Origin of the sequence: Sorangium aterium (assembly GCF_028368935.1) — a bacterium.
GTDB lineage: Bacteria > Myxococcota_A > Polyangia > Polyangiales > Polyangiaceae > Sorangium > Sorangium atrum.
This window is the reverse complement of sequence record NZ_JAQNDK010000007.1, coordinates 310,821-327,440: the sequence shown is the minus strand read 5'-3', so window position 1 is coordinate 327,440 and position 16,620 is coordinate 310,821. Positions and strand designations below refer to the sequence as shown.

The window sequence follows — 16,620 nt, the reverse complement described above, 5'->3', positions numbered from 1 at the left end:
AACGCGCGAGCTCCCAGCCGTCCAGTCCGGCGGCTCGGCGACCTTCGGGAGCCCGCGCCCTGAGATCGAGAGGACGGCGTTCACCACGCCGCGCGCCCGTCAGAAGAACGTCTTCAACAGGCCGATCGCGCCCTGCTTCCATGGCACGCGATGGGTCACGCCCGAACGGCTCTCGAACTCGCTCCGGTGCGCCCGGTACCACTCGAGGTTGCGCACCAGCGCGTCCTTGTTCGAGTACTTCGGCGCGTAGCCGAGCACCCGCTCGGCCTTCTCGATCGACACGAACGAGTCCTTCGATGCCGTCTCGTAGACCCACTTGTAGAGCGGCGACACGCCCATCGCCTCGAGCGCGCGCAGGCCGAGCACCGCCGGCGCCGCCGGGAAGGGCACGATCTTCTTGCCCTTGCCCACCGCGTCGAGCACCGCCTGGTAGTCCTCGCCCATGGTGGTGAACTCCTTCGCGCCGATATTGAACGTGTCGTTGGCGACCGACGCATCCTTCGTCATGCACAGGTAGATGGCCTCGCAGAGATCGGCCACGTCGAGGAGCTGGTAGCGGTTCTTGCCGTCGCCGATCATGGGGAAGCCCTTGCCGTCGAGCGCCCAGTCATAGAGCAGGGCGAAGACCCCGAGCCGCTCCGGGCCGATGAAGGACTTGGGCCGGATGATGGGCACAACGAGCCCCCGGCCGCGCTCCTCCAGGCACACGACCTCGGCCTGGATCTTGGCCTGTCCGTACGGACCCACGCCGTCGAGCCGGTCGTCCTCGCAGAGCGGGTGGTGGTCGGGGATGCCGTACACGGCCGTGGAGGAGATGTGCACCGCGCGCTCGACGCCGTGGCGGCGCGCGGCGCTCATGACCACGCGCGTGCCGATCACGTCGGTCGTGTAGATCTCCTCCGCCGTGTACAGGGGCAGCGCGGCCGCGGTGTGCACGACAAAGTCGTGCCCCTTCACCGCCGCGTCGACGGCCGCCGCGTCACGGATATCCCCGCGCACCTCGCGGATGCTCGACCGCTCGGGGTAGTCGAAGTCCAGGAGATCGAGCGACGTGACTTCATAGCCGCGCTCGAGCAGGTGCCGTACCAGATTGATCCCGAGGAAGCCCGCGCCGCCCGTGATCAGGACCTTCTTCTTGCTCATCGTCTTGCAACCTCGCTTCAGGAATGAGGAGAGCCGCCGACGCTCACGCGCCGCGCGCCTCGATGATGGCCCGAGCCTCGGCCGGGTGGCGCTTGCACTCGAGCAGCGCTCCCAGCAGGAGCGGCGCCACGATGGTGGCGTCCGACTCGATCACGAACATCGGCGTGTCCGCGGTCAGCTTGTCCCAGGTGATCTTCTCGTTGGGCGTGGCGCCGGAGTACGAGCCGTAGGACGTTGTCGAGTCGGAGATCTGGCAGAAGTAGGCCCAGGGCCGGGCCGGTTCGTCGAGATCGTACTTGAGCGACGGCACAACGCAGATGGGGAAGTCTCCCGCGATCCCCCCGCCGATCTGGAAGAACCCCACGCCCGCGCCTGCGCTGAGCGCGCGGTACTGATCGTAGAGCTCGGCCATGTACTCGATGCCTGACTTCACGATGCTCGCGCTGCACTCGCCCCGCTTCACGTAGGACGCGAAGATGTTGCCGAAGGTCGAGTCCTCGTGGCCCGGGACGACCAGCGGCAGCCCGGCCTCCGCGGCGGCGAGCAACCAGCACTCCTCGGGCGGTCCACGGTGGAGCGCGGGCTCGACCGCCCGGACCAGCTCGTAGAAGTACTCGTGCCAGAAGCGGCGCTCGCCGCTCGCCGTCGCCCGCTCCCACCTGGGGACGATGTGCTTTTCCACCGCGCGGAAGGCCTCGTCCTCGGGGATGCTTGTGTCGGTCACGCGCCGCATCCGGTTGTCGAGGATCCGCGTGTCGTCCTGCTTGGTGAAGTAACGGTAGTCGGGGAAGTCACGGTAGCCGTCGTGCGCCACGAGGCGAAACAGCGACTCCTCCAGGTTGGCGCCGGTCACGGACATGCCATGGATCAGGCCGGCACGGATGGCCGGCGCCAGCGTGATGCCGAGCTGGGCCGAAGACATGGCTCCGGCCACGGCCCAGAACATCTTCCCCCCGCGCTCGATGTGCTCCCAGTACGCGAGGAGCGCGTCGCGCGTCGCGCGGGCGTTGAAATTCTTGTAGTTGCGGAGAACGAACGAGAGGAGGGGCAGCGTCGTCGATGCCGACTTCGTCACAGCCATGTTTTGCCGAGCCTCGGCGACCACGAAGATCGTCCCGGTGGTCTCGGGTCGCGCAGGCCACCAGGGACGCGCTACGGACCGACACATGCCGGGCCGCCATCGACGCGTCGGGTGGCTTCGGCGGGGACCGTAGCACAAGTCGCGAGGATCGTGTCAAGTCCGTCTCGACGGGCGGGAACCGTGCAGGAGACATGCGCCGCCACGGACAGGGCGAGCGCAGCGGCAAGTACGACATGGCCGGCGACGGCATGGCGCTGGCCCACCTGCACGAGGAACACGCGGGCGCGCTCCGCGGAAAACACCCCTTCACGTGGGAGGAGCTCGAGCTCTTGCGGGAAGCCGGTGAGTGGCTGCTCGACGACCTCACCCCCGACGGCGCCCGCCTGCCCGCCGCGAAGCAGCGCGGCGAGGCCGAGGCGATGCGCGGTCCGCGGCCCGCCTCGAGAACTCTCCGCCGCCTGCCTCGGCGGCGAGCGCTTTCCAAAAATCAGCTGCTCTGCTCGACGCTGTGGAGGTGGCACCACTGCCAGCAGAACGACAAGCGCTCGCGCCTCGCAGGCCGGAGCGCGATGGCGCACGCTCTGGACGGTGCGACCCGCGTCCGTGGTCGTGTTCTCGATTGGGATGCCTATACGAAATAGTTTTTGGGGATTCATCTCGGCCCACCAGGCGGCGATGTAGAGTGCTGAAGTGACGAATGTGGTCGCAGGCGAGATGGAGGGGGGGGGGGCGGGTCGTTTTGCGCTGCCGCCTGGCATATCTTGCTCAGATTTTTCACGAACGCGCAGAAGATGTTCGCGGAACAACACAAGAACCTTGGTGTAGTGGTCAACAAGTCATGAAGCACACGGTCGATCAACTACTGGAAATCGTGTACCGATATTTCCCCCGTGGGATCGGCGGTCCCGACCCGCACCAATTTTGGCAGGACGACTCACAGCGCGAACAGACTGAAGAACATGCCCGGCTCGTGGCTGCGCGGATCCAAGCATCCAAGGACGAGCGCTGGCATGCTATGCGGCATCGCATTTCAGAGCGATTTCCTGATATGCCACTCATGAATCGATCTCTCCACCTACCTGCCGGCACCTGCGACGCATGTTATTCGTTCACAGTCGATCTGCCGAACGCGCCCGACCGTCGAACGCTTTGGTTTCACGTGAGCTTTCTGGCTCCATACTATGTCGTTTACAGCTATCGCATGATCGATCTTGCTATGCCGCCTGCCGGCTTCGTGGTTCCGTACGGCATTAATTTCTCCATTTCACGAGGTGCTTTGGGGCCCGATCTCGTACTGAACCCGGATGATGAGAGGCTACATAGCGCGACCGTCACACGACGTGAGTTCACCTTCGATCTGGCGCCAGACGAACGGCCTTGCGCGACGTGGATTGCCCATGAGATCGAGTCGACCTTCGGTTGTCAGCCCATGCCACCGGAGGTCGGTACCACGCTCGTGCCGGACGTGGTGGTTAGCATGCGCGGCGCGACGCTGTACGATTGCCTTTTCAGCCTAGATAATCAGTGGGTGGAGCCGGCGCCGCCCGAGAGCGGGGCGGTCGTGACGCTCGACCCGAGTAGCTTGACAGAACGGTTCATTACGGTGCTTACCGTGCTCCGCGCGCACTACCAGATCGGAATACTGCTCGATTTGCCCAGGATGATTCAGCAGATGCCGGAGCCATATCGACAGTCGTTTGGGCTTTATTGGTCGGCATCTACAGACGGCTTCCTGCACAAGGACAAGATGCTGGAGGAGCTTGCGCGCATGCGCCCGCACGACGAATCGCCGAAGACTCTCCGCGCCATGGCGGCCAAGCGCGAGCTCGAAGCGCTGGTCGCTTCGTGGGACGGTGAAGGCGAGCCGCCGGCCGCCATGGTCGCTTGGGCCTCCAGCTTCCTGGCGAGCTGGCCCGTGGACTCGGTCGCCGATCTCTGCGCCGATCCTCGCATGACGTGACTTCGGCTATTCGGGAAACCGAAGCGTCTCGTGGGCCTCGCCGCTCTCCCCCACCGTCGTGCTGCCATCGTAGTTCCAGCTGGTGCCGCCCTTGCCCGGCTGTCCGGTCTCGATGGTGACGCCCTCCAGCGTGAGCTGGTCCTCGTCGAGGTAGGCGATGCCGATCGAGTCGCCGCCGCGCCCGGGGCCGCCGTAGCCGCCGGGCCCTCCTTGGCCGCCCTGGCCGCCGTAACAGGCGGCGAGTTCATCTCCCAGCGTTCCGCCCGGTGCGCCTCGGCCGCCTATGGCGCCGCGCTGGGGTTCCCCGCCGTCGCCGCCGTAGCCGCCAAAGTCCGCCGTGATCTTGGTGTCGCGCACGGTCAGCCGGGCGTGAACCGCGAGAACGCCGATGCACGGCTGTCCGTTCGCTCCCCCGCGGCCTCCTCGGCCTCCGCAACCGCCGGCCCCTCCCGAGCCTCCTCCTGGGCCTCCCTTCGACGCCACGCCGCACACGGCGAGCCCGCCCCGACGACCGCCGCCGCCGCCGCCGCCCTGGCCCGGCGTGCCCCAGGTCCCCTCGCCCCCCGTGTCGCCCTCCCACCCTATGTCGGTGAGGCGCCCGATGCCCTTGCCCGGCGCGCCCTGCGTTCCCGAAGCCCCAGGGCCCCCCTCGGATCCGCTGCTACAACTGCGGTTGTCCTGCTCCCCGATACCACCGCTTGCAGGCGGCAAAAGGTCGGCGGGCTCCCCATCGCCTCCATCCTCGGCGCTGTCGGGGCGGCCGTCCCCTCCCTTGCCGCCAATGCTCGTGAGCCCGCTCTCGCACTGGTTCACCACTGCAGGCCCGCCGGCGACGATGGCCGCCGAGCACGCGTCCCCACCGAACATGCCATCCGGTCCGTCCGGTTGCTTGTACTGCCACTTCTCGCCTGCGTGGCCTCCATTTCCTCCGCGGGTGGAGATCTCGCTCCGCAGAATCTCCACTGCCGTGCTCGACTGAACGAGCACGCCGACCTCGCCCGACGAGGGGACGTGGAGATCGGCCAGCGTCGACACCCCGTCGGCGGCCCCGCTGTCCTCGGGGCCCGCGGGCTCGACGATTATCATGGGGCCGAAGACCCGATCGTGATTCAACAGGGTCCACGGGCGCAGGGGGTCGCGCACCCATTTCCGGCAGTGGAAGCCCCCGAGAAGATCCACGCCGGAGGGCACCCTGATCTCCTCCACGATGAATCCCTCATTGCAGAGGAACACGCGCCCTCTTCCAGCGCGCGCGAGCTCGATGGCGCGTGCGACGGTGTACACCGGCTTCGCCTTCGTGCCGGGGTTCCTGTCGTCGCCGCCACCAACGTTTCCGGCGAGGAACACGCCGCAGCCGTCGTCGAGGATGTCGGCGGCGACGTGCTCGACGCAGACCGACTCCGGGGGCGGCTCGTCCTCGCACGAGGTGCCTTCACAAGGCGTCACACCAGGGTCGTTCACGCCGGGCGCAGTTCCGCAGCCGGTCGCCCACGGGGACAGCAGAAGGATCAAGGTCGCTGCGGTGCTCTTCCTCATATGCGTCTCCTGACGTGTGCCGCCAGCACAGGGCGATTCATTGAGGCGGTTCCGGATCTGGCGCATCGAACCGGTACCAGAACAGCGCAGTCCCGTCTTTCCCCTTGCCGAGCCCGGTTTCCGCGAGTGCATTGCCGCCGAGCCCCCCGCTGCCGGCTTGTCCAGGCAAGACCGTCGCATCCTGCAAGATCGTCACGGAGGCGCCCACGGAGCCGATGCCGAGCGAGTGGCCACCGAGACCGCCGCCGGCGTCGCCTCCGCGACCGCCGTTGCCGCCAAAGCCGCCGCGGCACCCTCGTGACGAGTCGATCAGAAGAGCGTTTCCGCCGAGGCCGCCGGCAACGCCAAGGCCTCCCCACTGGCCGGTTCCGCCGACCCCGCCATTACCGCCCTTGGCCCCGAGGACCGTGCTGGCATCGACGGTGAGGTCGCTCCCCTGCAAGGCCACGATCGCGATGCTCGCGCCGCCGTAGTCGCCTCCCTTGCCCCCCTTGCCCCCGCACCCGCCGCTGCCGCCTGATCCGCCGGCCGCCCCGCCCTGGGGCCGACCTGTCGGACACGCGTTCATGGGGCCGCGCCCCTTGCCGCCGCCACCCCCGCCGCCGCCCTGACCGACGCCGCCCGGCTTCCCGTCGTCCCCGCGGACGCCGACCCATCCATGGAAGCCTAAGAGGCCATCGCCAACCGCTCCCGCAGCGCGGTCTGCAGGGGCGCCGTCTGCCCCCTGCTCCCCTGGCTTGCACGCCATGCTGGACGACGCGCCGAAACCACCCAGGCCGACGTCGGGCGGATTCTCGTCCGGCTCCGGCAGTCCTGACGTTCCGTCGCCGCCCGTCTCGAGGCCTCCATCACCCCCCTGGCCACCCGTCGACTCGATCCCGTCGCCGCACGCGGTCACGACCGGAAGGGCGCCCACCGTCTCGTTCGCGGTGCAGGCGTCCGCGCCGTCGTTCCCCAATACGCCGGCGTTCGTGCGGAAGCTCGGCGCGTCCTCGCCCGGCTCTCCATCCTTGCCGTCGCCTGCGAGGATCACGCTCGACTGCACGATCGCCGTGGCCCCATGCTCCAGGATCATCGCGATCGACGACTTGTGGTCGCCGGCGGAGGCGTCGGCCGCCACGGCGCGTACGCCGAAAATCTCCGACGTCGTGTCGTCCCCCGCGATGACGGCGTCGTCCCCCCCGAGGACCCGCACCGGGATCCCCACGGGCGGCGCGATGACGGTCAACGCGTTCTGCTCGTCGAGCGGCCCTCCGTAGGACCAGTCGCCGCCGGCACACAGACGGCCGCCCCAGAGGTCGACCCCCTGGGGGAGCGAGATGGCCTCCTCGAACAATCCGCTGCACGCGTACACGCGCCGGGTCGGCGCCTGGCCGTCGCGTCGAACCTGCGCGGCGAGGCCGATCGCACGTTGCAACGTCCTCACCGGCGCGTCCTTCGTGCCGAGGCTGTTGTCGTCGCCCTCCTCGCCGACGAACACGCCGCACATGTCGAGCGCCGTCGCCGTCCTCGGATCCCCATCACAAGGAGATGGCTCCGGCGGCGGAACCTCGCACCAGTAGCTGTCCGCACAGCTGTCGGAGTAGCACCCCGTGTTCCCGGCGGCGCCTGCCAGACCGAGCGCGACGGACGCCAGCGAACGGAGGACCCCTCGACTGCGACCCATCGATCTAGAACGCATGACCTCGCCTCTCGCTCACCACGGTCCCTCGACGAGCACACCCGCTCGTTCGCTCGTCGTCACCGGCACGATGCGAAGGCCAGCGGCTTTGGGCGCACCACCGAAAAAGGCAACCTCCGTGAAGAACGAGGCCGCCGTCGCCACGCCGAACACGGCGCTCGTCGCCAGCGACACCTTGCCGAGGGTCGCGAACAGATCCCGCTCGTTCACCCGGTCACGAATGCCGGCGCACGCCGCCGGTGCGCTGGCTTCCCGGCACGTATGTGACGTCCACCCCTGCGCGCGAAGCGTGATGTCCCGCTCGCGCAGATCACCGTGGACGACGTGAGCGCGCAGGAGAAAGACCGCGCCGGCTGCCGCAGTCGCCGTCGTCACCACGATGCCGCCTATCCGCGCCGTCCCCGGCCAGGAAGCCCATGGGCTGGGAGGCCGCGCCTGCGCAGCCGCCGGAGAGCTCATGGCTCGCGGCGCTTCGCTCGATGAACCCGGCGCGTCCTCTCCGGCGCTGCTCACCGACGCGCGCGGACAATGAAGCGAGATCTCGTGCTCCGCCTTCGCCACGGTGCGCAAGGTGTGGAACGCATCTTCGCGGCCCGGTGCTCGGGCTCGCACCGTGTGCAGGCCGGGCTCGACGAACAGCGTGTAGACGCGCGCGACGCGGCCGATCGGTTTGGTGTCGACGATCACCTCGGCGTCCGGCGGGTCGACGGAGAGACGGAGCTTCGCGACGTGCGGTGTTGCCTTGCGCTGCCCTTCCTCGAATCGCTTCTGCAGCGCGGCCGGCAGCGCCTCGCGCTGCTCGAGGCTCCAGGCCAGGTGTTCGGCCGCATCGCGGTATTTGCCCAACGCGACCTCGCAGAGGCCGAGCTCCCCGGCAATCTCCGCGCGCTCGCGCTCCGTGCTCGACGCCGGGTCTGCGGCGTCGAATGCCACCTTGTAGGCGGCATATGCCTCGGTCCACTGCCCCGCCGCGCGCGCCCTCTGGCCACGGCGAACATGGTCCTTCACCGTCGAGTTCTCTCTCGATCTTGTCATCGACGAGCCGCCCTGGGCGCGCGCTGCGCTCGTCAGGCATGTTGATGCCCCGAGCGCAAGGAGAATCGAGAGGAGCTGTGGAGCGCAACGCATGTCACGACGGTAGTTGCGTCAACTGCTCGGCGTCAATGGCGGGTGAAATCGCCATGCGCTTGCGTTTGCCGTGAGAAATTTCAGAGCAAACCAGCAACGTTGTCATCTCTCCCAGAGGGCGGGTGCTGTGCGAGCGCGCAGGCGGAGCGTTGGCGCACATTGTCCTACCAAAGTGAGCCGGCCCCTTCACTTTTCTGACCCCGGGAGGGCCGCTCAGACGTGCTACCGGCATGGGCAAGCCAGCGGGGACCTTCAGCAGCTTCGAGCTCTTCCGGCGCCTGGCGAGGCGCTTCCGCGTCCCGGCTCGCGATGCCGAGGACGTCGCGCAGGACGCGCTGCTCCGGGGGCTCGACGCCGAGGGGCGGATCGAGGCAGGCGGGGACCCGGCGCCTTACCGCGTCACGATCGCGGCCAACCAGGCGCGCGACCATGTTCGAAGCGCGCGCCGCCGGCGAGAGGTGCTGACGCCGTCGGACGACCCCGAGCTCCACGACGAGCACCCCACGCCGGAAGAGCTGCTCAGGTGGCGCCAGCGGGAAGCCCTGGTGCGCGAGCTCATCGACGGTGTCGAGCCGAAGTACCGGGGCATCTTGATCAAGCATGACCTCGAGGAGATCCCGCTGACCCAGATCGCCGCGGAGCTTGGGCTTCACCCTGACGCCGTGAAGACGCTGCACCGTCGAGCCCGCGAGCAGCTGGAGGAGGCGGCGCAACGCCGGAGGGCGAAGCAACGCTCGCGCGGATGGGACGAGACCCCCTGCGTCGTTCCGTTCGGGCTCACTCCACGCCAGGGGTGGATCGGCTCCCTGCTCCGCTGGAGTTGGAGGCTCCTGGCGCAGGGGGCGGGCGTCGTGCTCATGAGCGCCATGGTCGCTGCCGTGACCTCCTCGTCCACGCTGCAGTCGTGGGTTCGATCGGCTCTCGATGACGGGTGGCCCGCGCTGACGGGGCCGGCCTCCGCGTCGCTCCCCGCGGAGCGCCGCGCCGGGCAGGCGGGGACGTCCTCCGCATCGCCCGCAGCCCAGGCCGCTGCGCTCCCCGTGGTGCGCGGCGCCGGACAGGATGGCGCCGGTGCGACCACGACGCCCGCACCGTTAGTAACGGCTGCTCCGCATGCGTCGTCCTCGACGACGCACGCGCAGCCGGCGATCAGCGCGCGCGAGAGGAGCCTGATCAGCCAGGCCCGGACGGCCATCGAGGCTCACAGCCCAGAGGCGGACCTCGAGGCGCACCGGCTCCTCGAGGCACATGCGGAGGAGTTCCCGCGCGGTCGGCTCGCGGCCGAGCGCGAAGAGATGCTCAGGCAGCTTCGCTGACGGCTCGGCTGTCCATCAACAGCCAAGCAAGCGGTGAGGTCGGTGCTGTCGTGAGGCAGCACAAGGCCGAGCTCTGCCATGCGTTGGACAGGAATGCTCACGGTTCAGGAGGGAACATGGAGGAGATGCTGGGTGCGATGTGGCTCGTCTCGCCGCTCGGGCTCGCGATGATCGCCTGCGTCGCAATCGGTTTCGCGGTCACCGCGCGCGAAGCGCTGGGACGCGAGCGCGGGCTCCGTGAGGCGCGCGAGCACGCGCATGATGACGAGACGTCGACCCTCACCGATGCGAAGGAGCAGGCAGCAGGGGAGCGGGACCGATTCCGGCGTCTTCTGGACTGTCATGTCGATGCGGCGCTCGCGGAGCTGACAGACGCCCGCGCGCGCCAGGTCCCCTGGCCAGGAAGGGTCCTCGAGTCGTTCTGCGCGACGATCCCTTCGTGGAGGAGAAAGCTGGCCGAGAGCACGGGGCTATCGCCGAGAGAGGTGGAGCAGCTGCTCAGGAGCGACCTTCCTATGACCCCCGGCCTTGCCCCCGGCAGCTGGAGGCCTTCACCGGCACGCCTGCGCGGTACTGGGAGCGCCTGTGGCGGCTGCACGACGACTATCGAGCAAACGCAGAGGAGACCATGGTGATCCCGGTCGGCGAGCCCGTCACCAGGCGGGAGAGCTCTGCGCGTCCGCTGTCGTCACCCGCGCCGACCTCGGTGCCGCCACTTCCGCCGACGACGCCTTCTCGTGCGCTCGACGTTCCTCCGCCCGTGGTGCCGTCTCCCGAGCAGGCGGCCAGGAGCCCGCGGGCGAAGCTCCCACCGCCTCCACTGCCGCGGCTTCGGTCGCCGCTCCCTGTCCGCGCCGCCGCTGGGTCGGAGCTCGCCCGTCGCGCTGGGGCGCTGACGAGCTTCCCAGTACAGCAGGATGAAGGGGGGGCGAGCGCGGCCAGTGCGTCCGACTGGGAGGACGCGGAGCGCTCTCCGCTGAACACGACACTTCCGGGAGTGGGGAGCCATGGATGAGCGCAGCTGTCCATCGCCGTCGGGGGAGGGTGAAGCCACGGGTCGTCCGTCGAATGAAGACGAGCGAGCCGACGCGCACGCGCGCCTGTTTTGCCCAGCGCTCGTTCGTGCCGTGCTGAGCTTGCTGGGGAGGCTGGGGGTCCCACGGTGCCATCGTACCGACGTGGCAGGGCAGGTCTGGCTCACCGCCTGGGAGAGCTGGCCCAGGTTCGATCCGAAGCGCGGCAGGCCGGAACGCTGGTTGAACGCGATCACCGTACACGTTGCCTCGCACTATCACGAGCGTATGCGGCGCCGCAGGGAGGAGCTTGTCGATTTGATCGAACTCGCCGATCCCGCGCCGGATGCCTTCGCCGCGATGGAATCCGACAGCATCAGAACGGGCACCATCGACGCGGTGAACGAGCTCGATCCGAAGCTGCGCTTTGTTCTCGTGGCACACGATCTGGATGGGATCCCGATGGCCCAGGTGGCGGAAGGCGCGGGGCTACCTCTCTCTACGCTCTACAAGCGGCGCGCGAAGGCCATCGGCGCGCTGCGCGACATCATCGAACTCCGGGTAACCACGGAGGATTTGGCCCGGACAGTGAAGTCGCGATGAGCATCAAAGGCCTGGCTGTTCACTTGCGACGCGACTTGGATGACCATGAGGCGGCGAGCGCACAGGGGGCGTCGTCCTCGATGCGCATTCGGCGGATGCGCCTAGCCGATCTCGAGCTTGCCTTTCCGTCTCCCGCCGGCCTGCTGACGCGGCTCCCCGCCACCGGCGCGCCGCCCTGTCCGTGCCGCCGGTTGCGCCGGGTCGACCTTGCCCATCGCTGCGCATGCGAGCTCGGGCAGGGTCTCCTTCATCCACGTGGGGTCCACGGCGCCTGAACCGGAGAGGTAGGCGCGGCAGGCCTGATGCGCCGGCCCGAGCAGCACGACGTCGACCATCGCCTCGGACGAGCACGCCCCGGAGAGGACGCCGAGCTCCGAGAGGTGCGCGACCGTCTCCGCCTTGAGCCGCGCCTTGGTCTCCCGGAGCGCGGCGCGGTGATGCCCGTCGAGCTCCAGCGCGAGCGCCTGGTACATGAAGCGCGCCTCGGCCTCGTGGTCGAACACCCAGGTCAAGTGCGCCTCCACCAGCGCCCGCACCGCCGAGCGCGCCGTCCTCGCGTCGAGCACGCGCGCGGTCACGTACCCCACCAGCCGCTCGAAGGTCCGCTCCAGCAGCGCCGCCACCAGCGCCGGGAAGTCCTCGAAGAGGTGGTACACGCTCGAAGGGCTCGCGCCCGCCTCCTTGCGGACGTCCTCGATGCCTGTGCGCAAGAGGCCCCGCTGCTCGAAGCAGCGGAGCGCCGCGTCCAGCAGCGCCTCCCGGCGGGCCACGCCGTTCTGTCGAGCCACGGCCATGGCCCTCCCCTACCCCAGCCGCGCACCGCTGACCAGCAGGCCCAACTGGAAGATTCTTCCAATTTTATCTTGGAAGTTTCTTCCATTTTGTTTACCTTCCTGTCGAAAGCGAGGTGTCACATGGATCTGGGGCTGGAGAAGAGAGGCGCGCTGGTGACCGGTGGCTCGCAGGGGATCGGCAAGGAGGTGGCGTTGCAGCTCGCGGCCGAGGGGGCCCGCGTGGCGCTCACCTACCGGAGCGAGCGGGAGAAGGCCCGAGAGGTCGTGCAGGAGATCGAGCGGCGAGGCGGCGAGGCGCTCGCGCTGGAGCTCGACCTCGGATCGGTCGAGTCGGCCAAGGGGGCGGTCGCGGCCACGCTGGCGCGCTTCGGGCAGATCGATGTGCTCGTCAACAACGCTGTCCGATGGAGCGAGCGCCTGCCCTGGGAAGCGCCGCGCTTCGAGGACATCCCGCTCGCGGAGTGGCAGGGCGTCATCCACGACAACATCGACGGCGCCTTCGCCGCGATCCAGGCCGCGGTGCCCTCGATGCGCGCGCGCGGATGGGGGCGGATCGTCAACATCTTCTCGGGCGTGGCGCTCGACGGGGTGGTAGGCGCAGGGCCGTACGCCGCCGCCAAGGCGGCGCTCCACGGGCTCACGTCCGTGCTCGCGCGCGAGCTCGGGCCGCACGGGATCTTGGCCAACGTGGTGGCGCCGGGCTTGACGCTGACCGACAAGGTGAGCGCGCATGTATCACCGGAGTTCGTCGCGCAGCGCGGGAAGGCCTATCCCGTGGGGCGGCTGCTGCGGCCGGAGGAGGTGGCGTCAACGATCGTGTTCCTGTGCTCGGCGGCGAACACCGCGGTCACGGGGGAGATCGTCCGCGCGAGCGGGGGCCGACCGATGTAACCGATGGAACTGCCACCCACCCGGCTACGGCGCCGGCGCGCCGTCCACCACGGCTGCGAACTCCGGATCGGTCAAGCTCTTCATGAAGGCCACGACGTCCGCCTTCTCCTCCGGCGTGATGGTGAAAGCCCTGACGAGCGTGCTCTTGTTCGGGTTCTCGCTGCCCACGCCTGCGAACGGCCCGTCGTCGATGGTCCTGCCTCCTGCGGCATAGTGGTCGACGACCTCCTCCAGGGTGGCCACGCTCCCGTCGTGCATGTAAGGCGCCGTCAGCTCCACGTTGCGCAGCGAAGGCACGCGGAATTTCCCCTTGTCCGCCGGGTCGCCGGTGAACTCGAACAGCCCCTCTCCGCCGGGCGGATAGTCCCCGTCCGAGCCGAGGTTGTAGAGGCCGGTGTTGTGGAAATCCATCTCCGCCTGCTTCGTCTCGGCGCTCCGGAAGGCGGTCGTGAGGTTGATCCCGCTGTGGCAGTGATAACACTCGAGCCGCTCGGAGAAGAAGAGGTCCATGCCGCGCAACGCCGCGTCGGACATCGCTCCCGCCTCTCCGCCGTAGGTATAACGATCGTACGCGGAGCGCCCGGAGAGGAGCGTCCTCTCGAACGTCGCGATCGCCTTCACGACGGTATCGAACGTGATCGGCTCGCTCTCGCCGGGGAAGGCGGCGACGAACGCGGCGTTGTACGCCTCATCGTTGCGGAGCCGGTCGAGAACGACGTCCTCGGCCCCGGTGATCCCGAGCTCGACCGGGTTCTCGCCGAACATCGGGACGAGCGCTTGCTCCTCGAGCGACGACAGCGTGGGGTTGCCCCACGTGAGCAGCGGGAAATAGGCGACGTTGGCCAGCCCCATCGCGTTGCGCGGGATCGCGTCCCCTGTCGAGCCTGTCGGGGTAGGCTTGCCGTCGGCAAACCCCCTGTCGCGCTCGTGACACGAGGCGCACGCCATGGTCCCGTTGCCCGACAGGCGCTCGTCGAAGAACAGGGCGCGCCCGAGCGCGACCTTCGCCTCGCTCATCGGGTTGTCGGGCGGCACCCACGGCTTCGGGAAGCCGACCGGCAAGGCGAGCTCGTAGCTGTCGACCGGCAAGGTCGCTTCCGTCTCGCTCCCACATGACGCCGCCGCGAGCGCGACGAGCGCCGCCGACGTGCTCGCGCGGATCACTCCAGCAGAATGCGGCGCTGTTCGTTGTGACACAGGTTACACGCTCCAGAGATGGTTGGAAACGGCATCTCGTTGGTCCCCTCGCCGTCTTGGGACCGGAGGAAGAAGAACAGCGCTTGGTCCGGGAAGGGCAGCGGCTCGGTCGTGAAGAAGTTCCCGTTCCCGTCAATGGCAACGGAGAGCACGAGATCTCCCTCGCCTCCGCCGGCCGTGCGGAGCTCGACCGCTCCGCCTGTCACCGGCGCGCCCGACGGCGCGTATACCGTCCCGGCCGTGGTGAAGATCCCCTTGCCAGGCCCGTGGGGCTGATGGCAGCCGAAGCAGTTCTGCCCCATGTTGTGGCTGCGCTTCTCCGCAGCGGCGCTGATGTTCTCCACGTCGAGCGCCGGATCGCGCTCGAAGCGAGGGTCGCCCGGGAGGATCTCCGCGTCGCTCGGGCCATCCATGCCCTCGTCGGAGGCACCGCAGCCGGCAAGCGCACAGACCAAGAGCGGCGCGAGCAGGCAGGTCCCTGTTCCAAGGAGGTACATCTCACTCCACCCGGAAGGCGGTCTGCGCAGCGGACGGGTTCACGCCATCGAAGCCCATTCCGAGCGCCTTGAAGACGGGCGGGCATTCTGGGTCGCCCTCGAAGGACATGCAACCGGAGGTGCGATCCGTCTCGCCGTCGACCTGGTGGTCGAGATCGGACTCGGCATAGAATCTGGCGATATCAAAAACGATGGTGCTCGAATCCGGGTCGACCCCGTCGATACGTATCTCGGCGAGGTTGTCAGCGGCGCACGAGTAACCCTCGCTCACGGTACCCTCGCACTTCGTACCCCCGAGGTGGAAGAAGTACGTCGAGTTCATCGTCGAGATGAGGTCGAGGCGCACGAACTTGTAGCCGCCCTTCCACGACCACCACATACCGGGAATGTTCAGTGGCGCCGGGGCCGTCGCCGCGTCCAGGTGGTTCATCTCCGGGGGCAAGCCCACGTTGAACCTGACACCAGCGTAATCGCCGGCGGGGGCAGTGCCGACGACCTCGGTCCTCGTCTCCGGGCTGCCGGTCTCGCAGGAGCCCGTGCCGTCCTCGAAGTCGAGGAACGCGATCTTGTCGCGCTGCCACTGGCCATCCTGCTCGAGCGAGAGGGGCTCCTCGGACCCGTCCCCGTGAACGAGCCGCACGTCGTAGACGTACATGCGAAAATCGAGCGCATTCACCGACGATCCGGTCGTGCCGACTCCATCGAAGGTGTCGGTGCAGGAGAACGGCCTGTCGCCGACCTTGGCGGCGAAGCGCAGCGCGAACGTCTTCGAGACGACGTCCTCATCGCTCCCGCCGCACCCGCTCAGAGCCGCGAGACAGGCCACGACGAGGAGCGTGACACGAGCCATTGAACAAACCATCGGGCAACCTTTCAAGCTACGAAGCCACAACGGCGTCACCACCGCACCGGAGCGGAGCCTACTCGAAATTCGTCGCTCCTGGGTGCAGCAATTTGTCGCAGCTCGTGGCCGTCCTTCAAGGGGAACCGGCCGAATCGGGGAGAAGAGTTTTCCGACGCGGCCACTGCGCCGCGGTCATAACGAGATGTCCCTGCTGAGCCTCCTCTCCAATCAACCGGGATGGCAGGTGCACTCACGCGTCGCGCTCCCGGAGCTCGTCGTCGAGGCGCTCGTCGTACTCGTCGCGCGCAGCCGCAAGGGTGCCTCCGGACGGAGCGGCCTGCGCTGCGTTGCTCCGCCACGATCGCAGCAGGGCAAAGAGCCCGAGGAAGGTCACCGCGATGCCCAGCATCAATCCCAGCGCGACCTGGCCGAGCGTGCCCGACGAGGGCGCCGCGCGGAGGCGTTCGCCGTAACGCACAACGAGGTCCTGCTCGATGGCGTCGGCCGCCTCGCCCCGACGGAGGCGCGCGTGGATCTCGCGACGAAGATCGCGTGCCACCTCCGATTCGTGGACATCGAGCGTCTGATCCCAGCAACAAGGCGCGAGCAGACGCGCTGCAAGCGCCCTCTCGCCAGGCGCCGGGGTCGAGTCGACGAGCTCGGAGGCGGCCTGGCTGGGCGGCGCGGGCTCGGCCCTAGCGCTGAGCGCCACGCCCGCGACGGCGGCGGCCAGCGCCACCGCGCGGCGCCAGCGCCAACTCCGCGGCGATCGGACACGCAGAGGCGAACTCACGTCGCGCGCGCCGTGAGGGGAACGGACCGAGTCATTCGCAGCGCCGCGGTGCTCTCGCTGGCTCATGGCGAAACAGACTACCGCTGCCGGCCTCCACGGCCCTGCGACACGATGTCGCGCTGGTCACCACGCGGCCAGATGCG

General features: G+C 68.5%; 16 protein-coding genes. 6 read left to right on the top strand and 10 right to left on the bottom strand.

Annotation, left to right across the window (positions count from 1 at the left end):
* Positions 1-99 precede the first annotated feature (99 nt).
* Together POL72_RS49155 and POL72_RS49150 are read right to left on the bottom strand one after the other, a co-directional pair.
* The gene (locus POL72_RS49155; protein ID WP_272104250.1) at positions 100-1,143 is read right to left on the bottom strand and encodes an NAD-dependent epimerase/dehydratase family protein; all 1,044 of its coding nucleotides are present in this window, start codon (positions 1,141-1,143) and stop codon (positions 100-102) included.
* A gap of 43 nt (positions 1,144-1,186) precedes the next feature.
* On the bottom strand, positions 1,187-2,224 hold the full coding sequence (locus POL72_RS49150; RefSeq protein ID WP_272104249.1) for a deoxyhypusine synthase family protein: 1,038 nt from the start codon (positions 2,222-2,224) through the stop codon (positions 1,187-1,189).
* A gap of 233 nt (positions 2,225-2,457) precedes the next feature.
* Between POL72_RS49150 and POL72_RS49145 the strand changes: the two genes are divergently transcribed.
* Both POL72_RS49145 and POL72_RS49140 read left to right on the top strand, forming a co-directional pair.
* On the top strand, positions 2,458-2,865 hold the full coding sequence (locus POL72_RS49145) for a hypothetical protein (RefSeq protein WP_272104248.1): 408 nt from the start codon (positions 2,458-2,460) through the stop codon (positions 2,863-2,865).
* 197 nt (positions 2,866-3,062) lie between these two features.
* The gene (locus POL72_RS49140; RefSeq protein ID WP_272104246.1) at positions 3,063-4,184 is read left to right on the top strand and encodes a hypothetical protein; all 1,122 of its coding nucleotides are present in this window, start codon (positions 3,063-3,065) and stop codon (positions 4,182-4,184) included.
* A 6-nt stretch (positions 4,185-4,190) separates the two neighbouring features.
* On the opposite strand, the gene POL72_RS49135 is transcribed toward POL72_RS49140, so the two are convergent.
* The 3 genes from POL72_RS49135 to POL72_RS49125 are packed head-to-tail and all read right to left on the bottom strand — an operon-like array spanning position 4,191 to position 8,436.
* A complete protein-coding gene (locus POL72_RS49135) occupies positions 4,191-5,720 on the bottom strand; it encodes a hypothetical protein (RefSeq protein WP_272104244.1) in 1,530 nt (509 codons plus the stop codon).
* 37 nt (positions 5,721-5,757) lie between these two features.
* The gene (locus tag POL72_RS49130) at positions 5,758-7,386 is read right to left on the bottom strand and encodes a hypothetical protein (protein ID WP_272104242.1); all 1,629 of its coding nucleotides are present in this window, start codon (positions 7,384-7,386) and stop codon (positions 5,758-5,760) included.
* 30 nt (positions 7,387-7,416) lie between these two features.
* Entirely contained in the window at positions 7,417-8,436 is a 1,020-nt protein-coding gene (locus POL72_RS49125) for a hypothetical protein (protein ID WP_272104241.1), read from the bottom strand.
* Positions 8,437-8,759: 323 nt separating this feature from the next.
* Here POL72_RS49125 and POL72_RS49120 point away from each other — a divergent pair, with 323 nt between their 5' ends.
* The 3 genes from POL72_RS49120 (at position 8,760) to POL72_RS49110 (ending at position 11,461) form a co-directional block, all read left to right on the top strand.
* Complete coding sequence (locus POL72_RS49120; protein ID WP_272104239.1) at positions 8,760-9,845, top strand: RNA polymerase sigma factor; 1,086 nt, start codon at positions 8,760-8,762, stop codon at positions 9,843-9,845.
* 116 nt (positions 9,846-9,961) lie between these two features.
* Complete coding sequence (locus POL72_RS49115; RefSeq protein WP_272104237.1) at positions 9,962-10,480, top strand: hypothetical protein; 519 nt, start codon at positions 9,962-9,964, stop codon at positions 10,478-10,480.
* 492 nt (positions 10,481-10,972) lie between these two features.
* A complete protein-coding gene (locus tag POL72_RS49110) occupies positions 10,973-11,461 on the top strand; it encodes a sigma-70 family RNA polymerase sigma factor (protein WP_272104547.1) in 489 nt (162 codons plus the stop codon).
* Between the two features lie 101 nt (positions 11,462-11,562).
* Here POL72_RS49110 and POL72_RS49105 read toward each other — a convergent pair whose 3' ends face one another.
* Positions 11,563-12,255, bottom strand: coding sequence for a TetR/AcrR family transcriptional regulator (locus POL72_RS49105; protein WP_272104235.1), 693 nt, complete (start codon positions 12,253-12,255; stop codon positions 11,563-11,565).
* Between the two features lie 120 nt (positions 12,256-12,375).
* On the opposite strand from POL72_RS49105, the gene POL72_RS49100 reads away from it, so the two are divergent.
* Positions 12,376-13,146, top strand: coding sequence for an SDR family NAD(P)-dependent oxidoreductase (locus tag POL72_RS49100; RefSeq protein WP_272104234.1), 771 nt, complete (start codon positions 12,376-12,378; stop codon positions 13,144-13,146).
* A 24-nt stretch (positions 13,147-13,170) separates the two neighbouring features.
* Here the strand turns inward: POL72_RS49100 and POL72_RS49095 are convergent, their stop codons facing one another.
* The 4 genes from POL72_RS49095 to POL72_RS49080 all read right to left on the bottom strand — a co-directional run bounded on the left by POL72_RS49095 (position 13,171) and on the right by POL72_RS49080 (position 16,543).
* Complete coding sequence (locus POL72_RS49095; RefSeq protein ID WP_272104232.1) at positions 13,171-14,343, bottom strand: methanobactin export MATE transporter MbnM; 1,173 nt, start codon at positions 14,341-14,343, stop codon at positions 13,171-13,173.
* Complete coding sequence (locus tag POL72_RS49090) at positions 14,307-14,840, bottom strand: carboxypeptidase-like regulatory domain-containing protein (RefSeq protein WP_272104231.1); 534 nt, start codon at positions 14,838-14,840, stop codon at positions 14,307-14,309. The genes POL72_RS49095 and POL72_RS49090 overlap by 37 nt, the downstream gene beginning before the upstream one ends.
* A 1-nt stretch (position 14,841) precedes the next feature.
* Positions 14,842-15,690, bottom strand: a complete 849-nt coding sequence (locus POL72_RS49085; protein ID WP_272104229.1) for an MbnP family copper-binding protein — start codon at positions 15,688-15,690, stop codon at positions 14,842-14,844.
* Positions 15,691-15,934: 244 nt separating this feature from the next.
* Positions 15,935-16,543, bottom strand: a complete 609-nt coding sequence (locus POL72_RS49080) for a cytochrome c-type biogenesis protein (RefSeq protein WP_272104227.1) — start codon at positions 16,541-16,543, stop codon at positions 15,935-15,937.
* Between the last annotated feature and the right edge of the window lie 77 nt (positions 16,544-16,620).

Bases quoted from the DNA above. Each gene is read 5' to 3' on its own strand.
- POL72_RS49155 (WP_272104250.1), bottom strand. From the start codon at position 1,143: ATGAGCAAGAAGAAGGTCCTGATCACGGGCGGCGCGGGCTTCCTCGGG.
- POL72_RS49150 (WP_272104249.1), bottom strand. From the start codon at position 2,224: ATGGCTGTGACGAAGTCGGCATCGACGACGCTGCCCCTCCTCTCGTTC.
- POL72_RS49145 (WP_272104248.1), top strand. From the start codon at position 2,458: ATGGCCGGCGACGGCATGGCGCTGGCCCACCTGCACGAGGAACACGCG.
- POL72_RS49140 (WP_272104246.1), top strand. From the start codon at position 3,063: ATGAAGCACACGGTCGATCAACTACTGGAAATCGTGTACCGATATTTC.
- POL72_RS49135 (WP_272104244.1), bottom strand. From the start codon at position 5,720: ATGAGGAAGAGCACCGCAGCGACCTTGATCCTTCTGCTGTCCCCGTGG.
- POL72_RS49130 (WP_272104242.1), bottom strand. From the start codon at position 7,386: ATGGGTCGCAGTCGAGGGGTCCTCCGTTCGCTGGCGTCCGTCGCGCTC.
- POL72_RS49125 (WP_272104241.1), bottom strand. From the start codon at position 8,436: ATGACAAGATCGAGAGAGAACTCGACGGTGAAGGACCATGTTCGCCGT.
- POL72_RS49120 (WP_272104239.1), top strand. From the start codon at position 8,760: ATGGGCAAGCCAGCGGGGACCTTCAGCAGCTTCGAGCTCTTCCGGCGC.
- POL72_RS49115 (WP_272104237.1), top strand. From the start codon at position 9,962: ATGGAGGAGATGCTGGGTGCGATGTGGCTCGTCTCGCCGCTCGGGCTC.
- POL72_RS49105 (WP_272104235.1), bottom strand. From the start codon at position 12,255: ATGGCCGTGGCTCGACAGAACGGCGTGGCCCGCCGGGAGGCGCTGCTG.
- POL72_RS49100 (WP_272104234.1), top strand. From the start codon at position 12,376: ATGGATCTGGGGCTGGAGAAGAGAGGCGCGCTGGTGACCGGTGGCTCG.
- POL72_RS49090 (WP_272104231.1), bottom strand. From the start codon at position 14,840: ATGTACCTCCTTGGAACAGGGACCTGCCTGCTCGCGCCGCTCTTGGTC.
- POL72_RS49085 (WP_272104229.1), bottom strand. From the start codon at position 15,690: ATGGCTCGTGTCACGCTCCTCGTCGTGGCCTGTCTCGCGGCTCTGAGC.
- POL72_RS49080 (WP_272104227.1), bottom strand. From the start codon at position 16,543: ATGAGCCAGCGAGAGCACCGCGGCGCTGCGAATGACTCGGTCCGTTCC.